The organism is Leifsonia sp. 10L418 (assembly GCF_056395445.1).
On the sequence record NZ_JBFTJN010000002.1, the window covers coordinates 606190 to 619472 of the forward strand.

Genomic DNA, 13283 nt, shown 5'->3' on the forward strand with positions numbered 1-13283 from the left:
TTCTCACCAACCCTCCTGCGCCACCTCATCCGAACGGAAACTCACAATGACGCGAGCTCTGGTCATCATCGACATTCAGCAGGACTACTTTCCGGGCGGTGCCAACCCGCTGGTCGATCCGGAGGCGGCGGCAGAGGCGGCGGCCACGCTGCTCGGGCATTTTCGCGCCGCCGGGGAGCCGGTCGTCCACATCCAGCACATCTGGGATGCACCCGACGCGACCTTCATGCGACCCGGCACCCCCGGCTTCGAGATTCACCCCCTGGTCGCGCCGCTGCCGGGCGAGCCTCTCGTGCAGAAAGAGGCGCCCAACGCGTTCCTCGGCACGGGTCTCGAAAAGCAGCTGCGGGATGCCGGCTGGGACGACCTCGTGATCGTCGGCATGATGAGCAGCATGTGTGTCGACGCCACTGTCCGCGCCGCAGCTGACCTCGGTTTCAGTGTCACGGTCGCCCACGACGCCTGCGCGGCCCCCAACCTCGAATTCGAGGGAACCGCGCTTCCCGGTGAACTCGTACATGCCTCGTTCATGGCGGCATTGGCCGACGGCTACGCCCGGGTCGTTGGCAGCAGCGAACTCATCGAGCTCGGCTGACCTTGTCAACTGTGCGCGACAGGCGACATTCGCCGAAACATTCGCATGGGGACCCATAAGGGGGGCGCTATTATTGCCACCAATGTCGACTCCACCCCTTGCGCCGAACGCCACTTCTCGCCGCGGCCGCCCGATCGACGTCGCTCTCGGTGAGCGTGTGTTCCGAGCCGTACTCGAGCAGCTGAGTACAGTCGGATATCCGCGTCTCGAGATCGAGACGATTGCCGCGGAGGCCGGCTGCTCGAAGACCACCATCTACCGGCGGTGGGGGACAAAACCGCATTTGGTGGCCGTCGCGATCGCCTCCGAATATCCGGGGTCCGTCAACATCGACAACGGAAACCTGCTCGACGATCTGGTCGAACATGTGCGCGTCGGACCCTCATTTTTGAAATTCGGACGGCTCGCCCCGGTCGCCTGGACGGCGATGCTTGAGCCTGAGGTTGCGGAGTTCTTGCGCGAAGAAGTGCTGAACGGGCGGGACGCGGCAGCTGATCTGCTTTTTGCGCGCGCGATTGAACGCGGTGAGCTGCCGGCCGACACCGACACGCGCACCATTCTGCACACAGCGCTCGGCCTCGGTCTCTACGAACGTTATTTGGCCGGCTCGGCGCTCAGCGAGGGCACGCTGCGGCAGGTTCTCGCGGCCTTGATCGCCGCTCCGCCGCGCCTGCCCGCTCCTCCCGCCGCACCCGCTGCCGACGCCACGTAGTTCACCAGCTGGCCGGGTTGCCAAAATTAGGAGCGGAGGTGTGTCGGCCACGACGCACCCGCGGAGCACTCAGCCCGCGATCGCCGCGACACGCCTCCACTCCTTACTTTGGGTAGCCGCTCGCGGTGCACTTTGGGCAGCCGCTCGCGGTGCGCGGCGCCGGGAGCATCGCGCATCCGTCAGAATTGACGCACTCGACCGACCATTTGCAAGGAGCACCGTGACCTCGTCTACCCGTCAGAACATTTCATCTGGATCCGCCTACGAGCCACTCCTCGGCTATTCGCGCGCCGTGCGCGTGGGCAACCAGGTCTTCGTCTCCGGAACAACGGCCGGCTCTCCCGACGGCCCGGTCGGCGGGGCGGATGCCGCAGCGCAGGCCCGCGAGGTCTTCGCACGGATCGAGACGGCACTCTCCGCCGCCGGCGCGACGTTCGCCGATGTGGTGCGCACCCGTGTCTACCTGACCGACATCGCCGACTTCGACGCCGTCGGCGCTGTGCACGGCGAGATCTTCGGTGAGATCCGCCCATCGATCGTCATCCTTGCGGTGGCCGCGCTCGCCGCCGACGATCTGCTGGTCGAGATCGAACTCGACGCGATCCTCGGCGCCTAGCGGGTCCGGTGCTGCCGGCCATTTCGTTGGTTGAGGAGCAGCCGACGTGTTTCGAGACGCGGCCTCCTGCGTCGGCTGCTCCTCAACAACCGACGGCCGCGTCTCGAAACCAACGAGATGGTGATGTTCGTTCAACCACTCCGACGGCCTAGATATCGGGCAGGAACGCCTTCCAGGCCCGCCGCCGCTCGCCGCGCGGATCCGACTCCACCCGGTCGACGGCGTCGATGATCAGGGTCAGCCGGGCGTCCTCGGTGTAGACCGGCCAACTCGCGTCGACGATGCCCGTGCACGCGAAGCGCAGCCAATACCGTCGCATCCGTGCCCCGGCCTGCAGAAACGGCTCGCGCCCGCCGAGCACCGTCATGGTGCGCGAGGCCGCCGATGCCGCCCGGTCGAACAGCGCGAACATTTCAATTCCGTGGGTGGCGTCAAATCCGAGCAGCCGCATCAGGCGCGGGGCGACGTCGAACCGATAGGCATGCACCGGCGCGAAGCGTGAGTGGTAGTCGCAGACGGTGACGCTCGGAAACCAGAACGCTGAATCTCCGGCGAAGTCCGCCGACGTCCGAGGGGCGGGCAGCCCGGGATACGCGTCGCGGAGCGCCGGGCGAGACGCGGGAGGACCCTGCTGAAGTAGTGGGCGGATGCGCCCCGGCTTGCTCGGAAGAATCTCGACACGACCGCGAAATGCCGACCCCTCACGCGCGTTGGTGCCGATGATCAGCGGCACCCGGTGTGCGCGGCCGGCCCGAAAGGCGGCGAGCGGCCGCTCGGGTAGAAAGACCCCATCCACAACGGGGGCAAGACAAAACGTGCCGGGGTAGTCATCGGGAACCCGCATTTGCAGGGCGAGCGAGGCGGCCAGCAGGTCCTCGACACTCGCCGCCAGCAACAGCTCGCCGTCAGAGAGCTCGATGCTCGACGTCGTGGCCGGTGCGCTGGCCGCCAGCCGGCCGGCAATCAGCCGGCCCGGAAGCGTGGTCGGGACCGGCGCGGGTGCTGCGATCTTCGCCCGCAATAGGGTGAGAAATTCCGCGGCCCAGGAGTAGGTCAGCTCGCGTGAGTAGACCGCATTCGACGGGGGGCTCTGCGCGATGCCGCGGGCGAACAGGCCGGCGGCGGTCGGGGTCGCCATCAGCGTGGTGACGGCGTTTCCGCCCGCCGACTCACCGAAGATCGTCACATTGTTCGGGTCTCCGCCGAACGCACGGATGTTGTCACGCACCCACTGCAGCGCGGCAACCTGGTCGCGCAGGCCCAGGTTGCTCTCAATGGGGTGTTCCGGGGTCGAGTAGCGGTCGAAATGCAGGTAGCCGAGCGGGCCGAGCCGGTAGTTGAAACTGACATAGACGACCCGCCCGCTTGAGACGAAACTGACGCCCTGGCCCGAGAAATCCTGGGACGAGCCGGTGCTGTAGCCGCCGCCGTGAATGTTGACCATCACCGGCAACCCGAGGCGTTTGCGCCGACCGGTGACCACAGCCGACAACACGTTGATGGTCAGGCAGTCCTCCCCGGAAGGCACCCGGGGGTCGACACCCTTGAACTGGCCGCGGTGCAACTGGGCTGCGACGTTGCCGTAGCGGGACGCGTTGCGCACGCCCTCCCACGGAATCGCTGGCTGAGGGGCGCGAAAGCGTAGCGGGCCGACCGGAGGCGCCGCATAGGGAATGCCGCGCCAGGCGAGCACTCCGCCCTCGCGCACGCCGTGCACGATTCCTTCGCGCACCCGTACGTCGAGTGGATGTTTTGCCGAGGGGCCTGCGGATGTCGTCGGCGGTGTCGGAGGCTCGTGCGTCAGCACCGCTGAGGGCGCTGTCGAAGGCCCTGTCAAAGGCGCAGGCGAATGCGTGGTCGGGGGTGCGGTCGGGTCGAGTGTCACGGTGTGCCTGCGCTACCGGTACTCCGGGTTCGGTTCGAAGCCGAAGCGCTCGCCGGTGTCCCACTCCCGCCGGAGGTTTCCGTAGGCGGGAACGCCCCCGTTGGTTTTCAGGAGCGAGGCCAGGTGCATGAGGTTCCAGGTCATGAAAGTAGTGTTGCGGTTGGTGAAGTCGCTCTCGGGGCCGCCGGAACCCGGGTCGAGGTAGCTCGGTCCAGGTCCAATCGCTCCGATCCAGCCGGCGTCGGCGGCGGGCGGAATCGTGTAGCCGATGTGCTGCAGGCTGTAGAGCAGATTCGAGGCGCAGTGCTTGACCCCGTCTTCGTTGCCGGTGATGATCGCCCCGCCGACCTTGCCGTAGTAGATGTACTGACCGGCGTCGTTGAACATGCCCGACATCGCGTACAGGCGCTCGACAATTCGTTTGGTCACCGAACTGTTGTCGCCGAGCCAGATCGGTCCGGCCAGCACCAGGATGTCGGCGGCTTGCACCGTTTCGAACAGTGTCGGCCACTCATCCGTCGCCCAACCGTGTTCGGTCATATCCGGGTAGACGCCGGTCGCGATGTCGTGATCGATGGCACGGATCACGTCGACCTGCACGCCCTGAGTTTGCATCAGGGCTGCACTCAGATTGATGATGCCCTGGGTGTTGCTGATCTCGGGAGTGCGTTTGAGCGTGCAATTGATGAAGACGGCGCGCATTCCCGAATAGTCGAAATTGCCCGGGTCGAAGCTGTGCGGGTTGAATTCGTTCGGGGTGGGGCCGGCGGTGCTCATGACGCAAGCTAAGCACCGGCGCCGAACACTGGCTAGAGGCTTGATCGACCGGGCATTTCTGGGGAAGGCTCCCCTCGGTGGCTCTTCTGCTCAGTCGGGCGGGAGAGTTAACTAGGCGGGTGACTCCTCTCCAGCGTCGGATACTGACCGTCGCCATCCTCGCCTCGTTTGTTGCCTTCCTCGACGCATCGATCATCAACGTCGCCCTGCCGGCGATCGAAGATGAATTGGGCGGCGGCCTGCCGTTGCAGCAGTGGGTAGTCGACGGCTATTTGCTCAGCTTGAGTGCGCTCATCCTGATCGCGGGCTCGCTCTCCGACACCTTCGGGCGGGTACGGGTGATGCGGGCCGGACTGATTTGGTTCGGCATCATGTCGCTGGCCTGTGCGCTGGCGCCGACGGGCGTTGTGCTCGTGATCGCCCGCATCCTGCAGGGAGTGGCGGCGGCGCTGCTTGTGCCGAGTTCACTCGCCCTGATCACGTCGAACTTCACCGGGGTCGCCCGCGGCAAGGCGATCGGGGCTTGGACGGCCCTGACCGGCATCGCGGGAATCGCCGGGCCACTGCTCGGCGGGATACTCGTCGACACCCTCAGTTGGCGTTGGATTTTCGCGATCAACGTACTGCCGATCGCTGTGACCCTGATCCTCCTGGCCAAAATCACCGATCCAGTGCGCACGACGCCGGCCCCACCGATCGACGTGTTGGGCGCGTGCCTGGCGGTGGTCGGACTGGGCGGCCCGGTCTACGCGTTGATCGAGCAGGGACGGTACGGCTGGGACAGCCCGCAGGTGTATCTGCCCCTGGTGATCGGGCTGATTTCGTTTGCGGTGTTCCTCTGGTGGGAGGCTCGCGCGGCGCATCCGATGATGCCGCTCGGGCTCTTTCGGGTGCGCAACTTCTGGGTGGGAAACCTGGCGACCGTCGGCATCTATGCCGCGCTCAGCCTCGGCCCGTTCGTGCTCGTGCTCTACCTGCAGGAGGTTGGCGGCTACTCCGCCACCGCTGCGGGGCTCGCGAGCATTCCGGCCACCATCATGATGCTGATCTTCGCCACAGTGTTCGGGTCGTTGGCCGCCAAACATGGCCCCCGCCTGTTCATGACCATCGGCCCGTTCGTCGCCGGAGCTGGGTTTCTCCTCCTGACCACCGCTGTGCCGCCGATCGATTTCTGGCTGCAGGTCGTGCCCGGAAATGTGTTGCTCGGGATGGGGCTGGCCATCACCGTCGCTCCGCTGACCGCCGCCGTGCTGAGCGCGATCAGTTCGAGCCAGGCCGGCATCGGATCGGCCATCAACAACGCCGTCGCGCGTGTCGCCGGTTTGATTGCCATCGCCATGACCGGAACCATCATCGGCGAGACGCTCGACGTCGCCGGTTTCCAACGGGCGATGGGTGTCGTTGCCCTTCTCATGTTTGCCGGCGGCGTCGTGTCGTGGGCCGGCATCCGCACACCGCGCGCGAAGACGGATGCCGCGGCGCCCGACGCGCTCACGCCTCCCGTCGATCCGGTGTCGAGTTAGGATTCCGACATGGAGCATCCGGAGGTCTTCGAACCCGGCGACCCGATCGTGCAGCGGGTGCGCGAGATCTGTCTGCGTTTTCCGGAGGCCGTCGAACTGCCGTCCTGGGGTCGGCCCTCCTTCCGGGTCGGAAAGATTTTCGCTGTGATCGGCACGAGCCCGGAGCGGTGGCACTCCCTCGTTTTCAAGTCTGATCCGGAGGAGCGACGCGCCCTGATCGAAGATGCACGTTTTTTCATCCCGCCCTATGCCGGAGCCAGTGGATGGCTCGCGATCGGCATAGATCCGCCGAAAACGGACTGGGTTGAGCTCGCCGAATTGGTCGAAACGTCGTATCGACAGGTCGCTCTGAAGCGCCAGGTGGCACTCCTTGGCACGAGGTCCTCCAGATAACTGGTATAGTTTTCGAGTTGCCTCCGAGCGTTCCGAACGGAGAAGCAATACTGCGCCCGTAGCTCAACGGATAGAGCATCTGACTACGGATCAGAAGGTTGGGGGTTCGAATCCCTCCGGGCGCACAGTAGAAAAGCCTCGTCAATGACGAGGCTTTTCTGTTTTAATCGCGAGCTTGTGGCCTGTTCATTGTCCAGGGGCCTGGGCCGACGCGTGGTGTCGAGGATCGGCCAAAATCTCGCCTCAAACTTTCGGGCGATGTAGTCTCCACCGCCGTCGGCAAAACTCTCCTTGATAGAGAGGCGGCCCTGATGAGCACTGGCACAATCGATTTGCAGGAATCCGCACGACCAACCCGCGGCGACTGGCTCGGTCTGGCCGCTCTGTCCACTGCGCTCGGAATGATTGTTCTCGACGGCACGATCGTCAGTGTCGCGCTGCCGGCCATCATCCGTGACCTGAAGCTCAGCTTGACTGACGCGCAGTGGGTCAACAGTCTCTACGCGGTCGTGCTCGCTGCACTGCTGCTCTCGGCGGGACACCTGGCCGATCGCTGGGGGCGGCGACGGATGCTGCTGGCGGGCCTGGTCATCTTCATCGGTGGAAGCATCTTCGCGGCGATGGCGGTGACTGCCGCACCGCTCATCGCGGCGCGCGTCGTGCAGGCGGTCGGTGCTGCGCTGATCCTGCCCGGAACTCTGTCGAGCGTGAACGCAACCTTCCGTGGGAAGTATCGGGCCGCCGCGTTCGGCGTGTGGGGCGCGGTGATCTCGGGGGCGGCCGCGATCGGGCCGCTCGCCGGCGGCGCACTCACGCAGTACGCATCGTGGCAATGGATCTTTCTCGTCAACGTGCCGCTCGGCATCACCGTCGTCGTCGCAACACTCCTGTGGGTGCGAGAGACGAAAGGCGGCGACCACCGACCGGGTGCCGACGTCGACGGTGCGCTGCTCAGCGGAATCGGTTTCGGCGCGCTCGTCTTTGCCGTCATCGAAGGGCCGGATCTCGGCTGGTGGATGCCGAAGAAAGACTTTGAGCTCTTCGGACTGACCTGGCCGGAGAGCGCGCCGATCTCCATCATTCCGGTGCTGCTGCTGATCTCAATCGTGGCGCTGACGCTTTTCATCCTGTGGGAGCGGCACCGGGGGCGCAACGGCCGCTCGGCGCTCCTCGACCTCAGGCTCTTCCGTCTGCCGACCTTCGCCTGGGGCAACGTGACCGCTGCGACCGTGGCCATGGGAGAGTTCGCGATCATCTTTGCGCTGCCGCTCTACCTGGTCAATGTGCTCGGGCTCGATGTGATGAGCGCCGGCCTGATCTTGGCGGCGATGGCCATCGGTGCATTCGTTTCCGGCGCATCCGCTCGGCATCTTGCTGCGCGACTTGGTGCGCCGGGCGTTGTGCTCCTCGGGTTGTCCGTCGAGTTGGTCGGCGCGATCGTGCTGGTCTTGTTCGTCTCATCGACGAGCTCGGGATGGGTACTCGCTGCGATTCTCGCGCTTTACGGCCTCGGGCTGGGGCTGGCCTCGGCGCAACTGACCAGCACCGTGTTGCGGGATGTCCCGCGAGAGCAATCGGGTCAGGGGTCGGCGACGCAGAGCACGGTGCGACAGGTGGGAACCGCGCTGGGAACCGCTTTTTCGGGCGCCGCCCTCTCCATCGCGCTGGCGGTGACGCTGCCGAACGCGCTCGCTCGAAACGGCCTGAGTGGCGAGGCCGTCGACCGCCTCGCATCGGAGACACGGCAGAGCGCAGGGTCAACGATCGAGATCCTGCGTCAGCAAGGTTCCGCAAGCCCGTTCGGCGCCGACACCGGTCGGGCGGTGCAGGCGTTGGCCGAGGGGTTCAGCGATGGCACCCGGGCCGCCATGCTCGTGGCGGTGGTGTTCCTGGCGCTCGGTCTGCTCGGCGCCTGGAGGGTCTGGGCAGTGGCGCGGGCCGAAACGCCGGTCCCCGTCGCGGTGCCGGCGCCAGCGGTAGGCGCTCGCGGCTGACGGTGCTTCCGTGCGCGAAACCGTCGTGCGAGCTGCAGCCCGGTCGTGATGCGCATACGGTACGTTTCTTCATCGTGAGGTAGAAGTCGGTGCTGGCGGCGCTGCACTTCCCAACGGCCTTTCACAAACTGCAACGAAGGAGTTCCAGTGCGCGTGACCGCTCTCACCCCCTCCCGCCTGCACGAGGCAGCGACGGTGCTCGCGGCGGCTTTTGCCGGCGATTCGATCGTGGCGCAGATGATCCCGCTCGATGCGCGCAATCGCGCTGCGCGAATCGCTGGATTCTTTCGGTGGAGCCTCCGCTACACGGGCCTCGAGAACGTCGATGTCGCGCTTTCAGACGATGACGGGTCAGTGCTCGGCGTCGCTATCTGGGAACCGCCGACGCACCGGGCGCATCCGGTCAGGGCCTCCATCGAACTGCCGCAGGTGTGGCTGCGGATGGGGCGGCGGGGATTGCGCGCGGTTCACGGCTACGAGGCAGCTGTGGCCCCACATCATCCGGCAGCACCGCACTGGCACCTGGTCGATATCGGCATTGATCCCGCTGCGCAGGGCCGCGGCGTCGGTAGCGCGCTGTTGGAACACCGCCTGGCGACGGTCGACGAACGGGGCGATCTTGCCTCGCTCTCCGCAACATCGCCGGGGAGCCGCCGGTTGTATGAGCGCTACGGCTTCGAAGCCGACTACGAGATTCACGAGGGTATCGCCGCCGGACTGACGGTGATGTCGCGCGTGCCGCGTGCCTCAACTGCGGCCCCAGCCCCCACGACGCAACGCGACAGTCAAACTTTCGGGGGGTGACGTGGGCCTGTGCCCGAGGCCAGACTTGGTTGAGACAGAGGGGTAATCACATGACGAGCGCCGAGACCGAATCGGACGAAACAGCACCACCCACCCGGCGCGCATGGCTCGGCCTCGCCGCACTGTCCACCGCACTCGGCATGATCGTGCTCGATGGCACGATCGTCGGTGTCGCGCTGCCGACAATCATCCGTGACCTCAACCTCGACCTCACCGATGCACAGTGGGTCAACAGCATCTACGCGGTGGTTCTGGCCGCCTTGCTGCTCTCGTCCGGCCGCCTCTCCGATCGCCTGGGGCGGCGACGGATGCTGCTGCTCGGCCTCGCCATCTTCCTGGTTGGAAGCATCCTGGCGGCACTCTCGGTGGCAGCCGCACCGCTGATCTGGGCGCGCGTCGTGCAAGCAGTCGGGGCCGCGCTGATCATGCCGGCAACCCTGTCCACCGTGAACGCTACCTTCCGCGGACGGTATCGGGCCGCAGCGTTCGGCGTGTGGGGCGCCGTGATCTCGGGGGCGGCCGCGGTCGGCCCACTCGCCGGTGGCGCGCTGACGCAATACGCATCGTGGCAGTGGATCTTCCTCGTCAACATCCCGATCGGCATCGTCGTCATCATCGCAACGCTGATGTGGGTCGAGGAAACGCGCGGCGGTGACAACCGACCAGGGCTCGACGTCGACGGCGCCCTGCTCAGCGGCCTCGGATTCGGCGCGTTGGTCTTCGGCATCATTGAGGGGCCGAACCTGGGCTGGTGGACGCCCACGATGGACTTCACGGTCGCCGGCGTGACCTGGCCGCAGAGCGCGCCGATCTCTATCGTGCCGGTCTCGCTGCTGCTCGGTATCGTCTTGCTGACCCTCTTCATTTTGTGGGAGCGCCACCGGGGTCGGAATGGCCGCTCGGCCATCCTGGACCTGACCTTGTTCCGTCTGCCGACCTTCTCCTGGGGCAACCTGACCGCCGGAACGGTGGCCGTCGGCGAGTTCGCGATCATCTTTGTGCTGCCGCTCTACCTGATGAACGTTCTCGGCCTCGACGTGATGGCTGCCGGCCTCATCCTGGCGGCGATGGCCATCGGCGCCTTCCTGTCCGGCGCATCCGCGCGCCATCTCGCGGCACGCTTCGGCGCGCCGGGGGTCGTGCTGCTCGGGCTCTTCCTCGAGATGGCCGGAATCATCATCCTGGTGTTCGTCATCTCGGCCTCGAGTTCGCCGTGGCTGCTCGCGGCGATCCTCGTGATCTACGGCCTCGGGCTGGGCCTCGCCTCGGCGCAACTGACCAGTACGGTGCTGCGGGATGTCCCGCCGAAGCAGTCGGGCCAGGGGTCGGCCACGCAGAGCACCGTGCGCCAGCTCGGCAGCGCTCTCGGCACCGCCTTTTCGGGGGCAGCACTCTCTGTTGCGTTGGCCGTGACGCTGCCGAATGCGCTTGCACAGAGCGGCTTGACCGGGACGGCAGCCGACAAGGTCGCCGCGGAGACCCGGCAGAGTGCAGGCACCACGATCGAGATCCTGCGTCAGCAGGGTTCGGCAAGCCCGTTCGGCGCTGACACCGACCACGTCGTACAGGCGCTCGCCGATGGATTCAGCGATGGGACCCGGGCCGCAATGCTCGTCGCCGTCGTATTCCTGGCGCTCGGGCTCCTCGGCGCCTGGCGGGTCTGGGCCGTTGCCCGCGAGACCGCGCCGGCCAACGCCGAGAACTGACACGGTCTCGGAGCTCGGAGCTCGGAGCCGGTGCTCCTCGGGTTCTAGGTCTTGCCGCGCTCGGCATCCGCCGGTCGGTCGGCTTGGGAGCTGCGCGCGAACGTGCGCAAGGCCGACAGAACTGCCGACCTGATCACGAGCCAGGAAACCCAGAAGCCGAGGGCTGCCACGATGAGCCAAAACAGGGCAATGAGCAGAATCGATGGGCTGGACATGGCCGCAGCCTAGTCTCACCCAGGGTTCACCTCGGTGTGCCACGGTGGAACACATACAACGGAGCGCCTTGCCTGATGTGAATATGTCCTGACAAAGTAAGCTGTTTCGTGTATCGTGGCATTCACTATCCGTTGGGAAGAAAGCGATACAGCGAAGTATGACCGGACCCACCCCTGCAGGCCCCCTCGATGTGCTCACCATCGGCCGGGTCGGAGTCGACATCTACCCGCTTCAGAGCGGCGTCGGCCTCGAAGACGTCGAGACCTTCGGCAAGTTCCTCGGCGGCAGTGCCACGAACGTGGCGATTGCGGCCGCGAGGCACGACCTGCATACAGCGGTCATCACGCGCACCGGCAACGACCCGTTCGGCCGTTTCGTGCACAAGGAACTTCGCCGCCTCGGCGTCGACGACAGTTTCGTCAGCCCCGTCGCCGGTTTGAGCACGCCGGTGACCTTCTGTGAGCTTTTTCCGCCCGATGACTTTCCGCTCTACTTCTATCGCGCCCCAATCGCCCCGGATCTCGTGATCAACGCCGACGAGCTCGACTTCGACGCCATCCGGGAGGCACATATCTTCTGGTCGACCGTCACCGGTCTGTCCCAGGAGCCGAGTCGGTCGGCACACCACGCAGCGTGGGCTGCACGCGGACGCACACCGCTCACGGTGCTCGACCTGGACTACCGTCCGATGTTCTGGGAATCACCGGAGCTTGCCAGCGCCGAAGTCGACCGTGCGCTCAGCCAGGTCACGGTAGCAGTGGGCAACCGAGACGAATGCGAGATCGCCGTCGGTGAAGTCGACCCGCACCGCGCCGCCGACGCGCTGCTCGATCGGGGAATCGAGCTGGCCGTCGTGAAGCAGGGGCCACGCGGTGTGCTCGCGAAGACGCGACATGAGTCTGTCGAAGTCGCGCCATATCCAGTCGACGTCGTGAACGGACTGGGTGCCGGAGATGGGTTCGGGGGAGCGCTCTGCTATGGCTTGCTCAACGATTGGCCGCTTGAGCGAACCATCCGTTTCGCAAACGTCGCCGGAGCGATCGTTGCCTCTCGACTTGAATGCTCGACGGCGATGCCTTCGACCGAGGAGGTCAGCGACGCGCTGGCGGCACAAGCGGGTGCTCATGTCTGAGATCATCCTGACGCAGCCCGGCACTGAGCTGTCCGAGGCAGACTTCGCTCGCCTTCGCCTCATGCGGGCGAACGAGCCCGAGTCGATCGCCGAGATTCTCGCTTCGCGCCGCCGCCGGTCGCTCCGCGGCGGCGATGGACGACTCTTCATCATCGCCGCAGACCATCCGGCCCGCGGCGCGCTCGGTGTGCGCGGTGACGCGATGGCGATGGCCAGCCGGTACGACCTGTTGCAGCGGTTGGCCACCGCGCTGTCGCGTCCGGGCGTTGACGGAGTTCTGGGAACCCCCGACATCATCGACGACTTGGCCGCTCTCGGGCTACTCGAAGGCAAAATCGCGGTCGGTTCGATGAACCGTGGTGGCCTGAGTGGCGCGACCTTCGAGATGGATGACCGCTACACAGCGTACGGAGTCGACTCGATCCTTCGGTCGCGGCTGGACTTCGGCAAGCTCCTCCTTCGAATCAATCTCAGCGATCCGGCGACCTCGCGCACAGTCGAGGCCACCGCGCGCGTGGTGACAGAAGCTGCCGGGGCCCAATTGCCGCTCATGATCGAGCCGTTCATGAGCGACTGGGTCGACGGTCGCATCCGCAACGACCTGAGCACGGATGCGGTGATCAACTCGATCGCCATCGTCGCAGGTCTGGGTGCCAGCTCGGCTTACTCGTGGCTAAAACTTCCGGTGGTGAAAGACATGGAGCGCGTCATGCAGGCCACGACGCTGCCGACGCTGCTTTTGGGAGGCGACCCGGCAGGCAGCCCCGACGAGGTCTACGCAGCCTGGGAGCACGCCCTCGCGCTGCCCGGCGTGCAGGGCCTCGTCGTCGGACGGACCCTGCTCTACCCAACGGACGGCGACGTCGCCGCGGCCGTTGACACGGCCGCAAGCCTCGTTCACCCGGCCTAAGCCACAATTCCAATTCACAA

Annotated in this window: 13 protein-coding genes and 1 tRNA gene; 11 read left to right on the forward strand and 3 right to left on the reverse strand. The window is 65.9% G+C overall.

Features of this window, described 5'->3' with window-relative positions; translation table 11 throughout:
• Positions 1–46 precede the first annotated feature (46 nt).
• The 3 genes from AC1DCF_RS06155 (at position 47) to AC1DCF_RS06165 (ending at position 1923) form a co-directional block, all read left to right on the forward strand.
• Positions 47–595 carry a cysteine hydrolase family protein gene (locus AC1DCF_RS06155; RefSeq protein WP_477210261.1) on the forward strand — a complete coding sequence of 183 codons (549 nt, stop codon included), beginning with the start codon at positions 47–49 and terminating at the stop codon, positions 593–595.
• 82 nt (positions 596–677) lie between these two features.
• On the forward strand, positions 678–1307 hold the full coding sequence (locus AC1DCF_RS06160) for a TetR/AcrR family transcriptional regulator (protein WP_477210262.1): 630 nt from the start codon (positions 678–680) through the stop codon (positions 1305–1307).
• A 220-nt stretch (positions 1308–1527) separates the two neighbouring features.
• A complete protein-coding gene (locus AC1DCF_RS06165) occupies positions 1528–1923 on the forward strand; it encodes a RidA family protein (RefSeq protein WP_441789485.1) in 396 nt (131 codons plus the stop codon).
• 148 nt (positions 1924–2071) lie between these two features.
• On the opposite strand, the gene AC1DCF_RS06170 is transcribed toward AC1DCF_RS06165, so the two are convergent.
• Together AC1DCF_RS06170 and AC1DCF_RS06175 are read right to left on the reverse strand one after the other, a co-directional pair.
• Positions 2072–3655: a carboxylesterase/lipase family protein gene (locus AC1DCF_RS06170; protein ID WP_477210263.1), complete on the reverse strand. Its 1584-nt coding sequence runs from the start codon at positions 3653–3655 to the stop codon at positions 2072–2074.
• Positions 3656–3820: 165 nt separating this feature from the next.
• Positions 3821–4510 carry a flavodoxin family protein gene (locus tag AC1DCF_RS06175; RefSeq protein ID WP_477210548.1) on the reverse strand — a complete coding sequence of 230 codons (690 nt, stop codon included), beginning with the start codon at positions 4508–4510 and terminating at the stop codon, positions 3821–3823.
• A gap of 194 nt (positions 4511–4704) precedes the next feature.
• On the opposite strand from AC1DCF_RS06175, the gene AC1DCF_RS06180 reads away from it, so the two are divergent.
• From AC1DCF_RS06180 to AC1DCF_RS06205, 6 genes are all read left to right on the forward strand, one after another.
• Positions 4705–6108 (forward strand): MFS transporter, encoded by a 1404-nt coding sequence (locus AC1DCF_RS06180; protein ID WP_477210264.1) that lies wholly within the window; start codon positions 4705–4707, stop codon positions 6106–6108.
• Positions 6109–6117: 9 nt separating this feature from the next.
• The gene (locus AC1DCF_RS06185; RefSeq protein WP_477210265.1) at positions 6118–6501 is read left to right on the forward strand and encodes an MmcQ/YjbR family DNA-binding protein; all 384 of its coding nucleotides are present in this window, start codon (positions 6118–6120) and stop codon (positions 6499–6501) included.
• A gap of 52 nt (positions 6502–6553) precedes the next feature.
• A tRNA-Arg gene (locus AC1DCF_RS06190) sits at positions 6554–6626 on the forward strand.
• A 186-nt stretch (positions 6627–6812) separates the two neighbouring features.
• Positions 6813–8495 (forward strand): MFS transporter, encoded by a 1683-nt coding sequence (locus AC1DCF_RS06195; RefSeq protein ID WP_477210266.1) that lies wholly within the window; start codon positions 6813–6815, stop codon positions 8493–8495.
• Positions 8496–8648: 153 nt separating this feature from the next.
• The gene (locus AC1DCF_RS06200) at positions 8649–9299 is read left to right on the forward strand and encodes a GNAT family N-acetyltransferase (RefSeq protein ID WP_477210267.1); all 651 of its coding nucleotides are present in this window, start codon (positions 8649–8651) and stop codon (positions 9297–9299) included.
• Between the two features lie 50 nt (positions 9300–9349).
• A complete protein-coding gene (locus AC1DCF_RS06205; protein WP_477210268.1) occupies positions 9350–11005 on the forward strand; it encodes an MFS transporter in 1656 nt (551 codons plus the stop codon).
• Between the two features lie 44 nt (positions 11006–11049).
• On the opposite strand, the gene AC1DCF_RS06210 is transcribed toward AC1DCF_RS06205, so the two are convergent.
• Positions 11050–11220, reverse strand: coding sequence for a hypothetical protein (locus AC1DCF_RS06210; protein ID WP_441789493.1), 171 nt, complete (start codon positions 11218–11220; stop codon positions 11050–11052).
• A 158-nt stretch (positions 11221–11378) separates the two neighbouring features.
• Between AC1DCF_RS06210 and iolC the strand changes: the two genes are divergently transcribed.
• Complete coding sequence (gene iolC, locus AC1DCF_RS06215) at positions 11379–12353, forward strand: 5-dehydro-2-deoxygluconokinase (protein ID WP_477210269.1); 975 nt, start codon at positions 11379–11381, stop codon at positions 12351–12353.
• The gene (locus tag AC1DCF_RS06220) at positions 12346–13263 is read left to right on the forward strand and encodes a Cgl0159 family (beta/alpha)8-fold protein (RefSeq protein WP_477210270.1); all 918 of its coding nucleotides are present in this window, start codon (positions 12346–12348) and stop codon (positions 13261–13263) included. Before iolC ends, AC1DCF_RS06220 begins: the two co-directional genes overlap by 8 nt.
• Positions 13264–13283 lie beyond the last annotated feature (20 nt).

Coding starts and splice junctions, on each gene's coding strand:
- AC1DCF_RS06155 (WP_477210261.1), top strand. CDS start 47: ATGACGCGAGCTCTGGTCATCATCGACATTCAGCAGGACTACTTTCCG.
- AC1DCF_RS06160 (WP_477210262.1), top strand. CDS start 678: ATGTCGACTCCACCCCTTGCGCCGAACGCCACTTCTCGCCGCGGCCGC.
- AC1DCF_RS06175 (WP_477210548.1), bottom strand. CDS start 4,510: ATGCGCGCCGTCTTCATCAATTGCACGCTCAAACGCACTCCCGAGATC.
- AC1DCF_RS06185 (WP_477210265.1), top strand. CDS start 6,118: ATGGAGCATCCGGAGGTCTTCGAACCCGGCGACCCGATCGTGCAGCGG.
- AC1DCF_RS06195 (WP_477210266.1), top strand. CDS start 6,813: ATGAGCACTGGCACAATCGATTTGCAGGAATCCGCACGACCAACCCGC.
- AC1DCF_RS06205 (WP_477210268.1), top strand. CDS start 9,350: ATGACGAGCGCCGAGACCGAATCGGACGAAACAGCACCACCCACCCGG.
- AC1DCF_RS06210 (WP_441789493.1), bottom strand. CDS start 11,220: ATGTCCAGCCCATCGATTCTGCTCATTGCCCTGTTTTGGCTCATCGTG.
- iolC (WP_477210269.1), top strand. CDS start 11,379: ATGACCGGACCCACCCCTGCAGGCCCCCTCGATGTGCTCACCATCGGC.
- AC1DCF_RS06220 (WP_477210270.1), top strand. CDS start 12,346: ATGTCTGAGATCATCCTGACGCAGCCCGGCACTGAGCTGTCCGAGGCA.